The following is a 2360-nucleotide window of genomic DNA, read 5'->3' on the forward strand; positions in this document are numbered from 1 at the left end:
TCAATTCAATGCTTTTTTGTAACTATTTTATGGTATCATTTTAGCATGAGTAAGAAAGATAAACTATTAAGCAGATTTTTAAAAGTGCCCCCAAATAAGGATTTAACATTTGACGAACTTCAAACTCTGCTTATCAGTCTTGGTTATGACAGGATAGAAGGTAGCGGCTCTGCCGTAAAGTTTTACAACAAAGAGAAAGACAATCTCATAAACTTGCATAAACCGCACCCTAGCAACATCTTAAAAATCTATCTTGTAAAACAGATCCAAACCAAGCTAAAGGAGATAATATAATGGCAAATACAATCGAATATAAAGGCTATATCGGTTCAATAGAGTATTCTAGTGATGACAAACTCTTTTTTGGAAAAGTAGAGCTTATCGATGATTTGGTAACCTTTGAAGCAGATAGCGCAAGTGAACTAGAGACAAACTTTCATAATGCTGTCGATGAGTATCTGCAAACATGTAAAGAGTTAGGAAGAAAGCCGCAAAAGACTTATAAAGGTGTATTTAATGTCAGAATCGACCCCAAGTTACATCAAAAAATACATCAAGAAGCACTTAAAGCAGGCGTTTCTTTGAATGCCTTTATTCAAAATTTATTGAAAACAAAAATCCATTCTGCATAAAATATAAACTTGCTGTGCCGTTGCAGTAAGTTCTCTAACTTTCACTTATCCCTTTTGCACAGACATACCCGCTGCTAAACGCCCATTGAAAATTGTATCCGCCAAGCTCACCCGTTACATCAACGACTTCACCAATAAAAAAGAGTCCTTTTACATCCAGTGCTTCCATACTGTATGGATTTAGCTCCTCACTCAAGACTCCGCCGCGGCACACTTCAGCTTTTGAAAAACCGAAATTTCCTGCAGGTGCGAACTCATAATCGTGAATACGCACTAACTTCTCTTTTATCTCATTTGTAACTTTTTTGCACTCTATATCTTCTATATGCAGTGCTTCTAAAATAGCTTTTGAGAGTCTTTTTGGAAGCGGGATTACTGAACTTATCTGTTTTTTACTCCCCTTGATTAGCTCTAAAATATTCTCATCAGGAAGAAAATCTATTGCAATATTTCCCTTTTGCCAATAGAGCGATGCCGATAAAACAGCAGGGCCGCTTATGCCTTTGTGAGCGAAGAGAAGCTCCTCTTTTAGGATTTTGCCCTCAACTTTGATGGCAACGGGGCAGCTAAGACCGCTTAGCTCTTTCATCCAGAACTGCTCTTTTTGAACGGTAAGCCCGACAAGTGCGGGAGTAAACTCTTTTACTTTTATGCCAAAACTCTTTGCAATTTCAAGACCGATATCGCTAGCGCCGAGGCTTTGATAGCTTTTGCCTCCTGTTGCTACGACTACTTTTTTAGCTCTAAAGAGCTCTTTTAGACTCTTGACTTCAAAAATATCACCCTCTTTTTTTACCCATAAAATCTCGCTGTTTAAAAAAAGATCTACGTTTTTTATCTTTTTTTTAAAGAGGCTTATAATCTCATCGGAGGAGTCTTTGCAGAAGTAGTAGTGCTTTTTTCTCACTACGGGTTCAAGAGCGTTTTTATGTAGATATTCAAGCAGGTCATCTCTTGAGAAAGTCTCAAAGACATTAAATATAAACTCTTTATCGCCATCATAATTGTCTCTGCTTAACTGGGTGTTCGTAATATTACATTTTCCGCCGCCTGAAATTTTCAGCTTCTGGGCAACTTTACTATTTCCATCAACTATTGCGACACTTAGCTTTTTGTCCAAATTTGAGGCACACATAAGTCCGCTTGCACCTGCGCCGAGTATTAAAACATCATATATCTTCATGTCGAAATTATACTTTATGGCACCTTTAGCTTTGCAATTCTTGAGCTCGCAACTATCTAAAGTTTTTTTTTAAAACTTGTATCTCAAAGATACAACGGCTTTGTCGTAGTCATAGTCTAGCAGAGTGTTTTTCATGCTGTAAGTTTTGTATCTCACATCAAAAATAATGCTCTCACTCAGCGCATAGTCCATCCCTGCACCATACCCAAAACCATAAGCACCGTCATTCTCTATATACTGCCCTGCTCCAGCCGCCAAAGCAAAGACCGAAAAGCCTCTAAAGGGAACAAAACCGGCTTTTAAGTCTAACTCTATGGTAGCTACCATGTCATTTTCATTTGTGGCATCATCCGAGAGTTTGCCAAAGCTGTACTCGCTATGAAGCCCCCAAAGCATACAGCTGCTATAGATTTTATCCACCCCAAATCCAAATACTCCCTCGGTCATACTCTCATTTTCTATAGAAGCAGTTGAAACACCGATATATACTGTTCTTCTAACCTCATCGGCAGCTAAAGAGGAAACGGCAATGGCAACAGCTAGAA

The 2360-nt window shown here is 38.5% G+C and carries 4 protein-coding genes; 2 read left to right on the forward strand and 2 right to left on the reverse strand.

Translation table 11 applies throughout. From position 1 onward, the window contains the following. Both IBX42_RS12120 and IBX42_RS12125 read left to right on the forward strand, forming a co-directional pair. A partial coding sequence (locus IBX42_RS12120) for a type II toxin-antitoxin system HicA family toxin (protein WP_294933190.1) occupies positions 1 to 294 on the forward strand: 294 nt, incomplete at its 5' end. Further along, on the forward strand, positions 294 to 632 hold the full coding sequence (locus IBX42_RS12125; protein WP_294933191.1) for a type II toxin-antitoxin system HicB family antitoxin: 339 nt from the start codon (positions 294 to 296) through the stop codon (positions 630 to 632). The genes IBX42_RS12120 and IBX42_RS12125, both read left to right, overlap by 1 nt. 34 nt (positions 633 to 666) lie before the next feature. On the opposite strand, the gene IBX42_RS12130 is transcribed toward IBX42_RS12125, so the two are convergent. After that, entirely contained in the window at positions 667 to 1815 is a 1149-nt protein-coding gene (locus tag IBX42_RS12130; RefSeq protein WP_294933192.1) for an aminoacetone oxidase family FAD-binding enzyme, read from the reverse strand. 69 nt (positions 1816 to 1884) lie between these two features. Next, on the reverse strand, positions 1885 to 2360 hold a 476-nt coding region (locus IBX42_RS12135; protein WP_294933193.1), incomplete at its 5' end, for an outer membrane beta-barrel protein.

It is taken from the genome of Sulfurimonas sp., from assembly GCF_014859695.1.
Classification (GTDB): domain Bacteria; phylum Campylobacterota; class Campylobacteria; order Campylobacterales; family Sulfurimonadaceae; genus Sulfurimonas.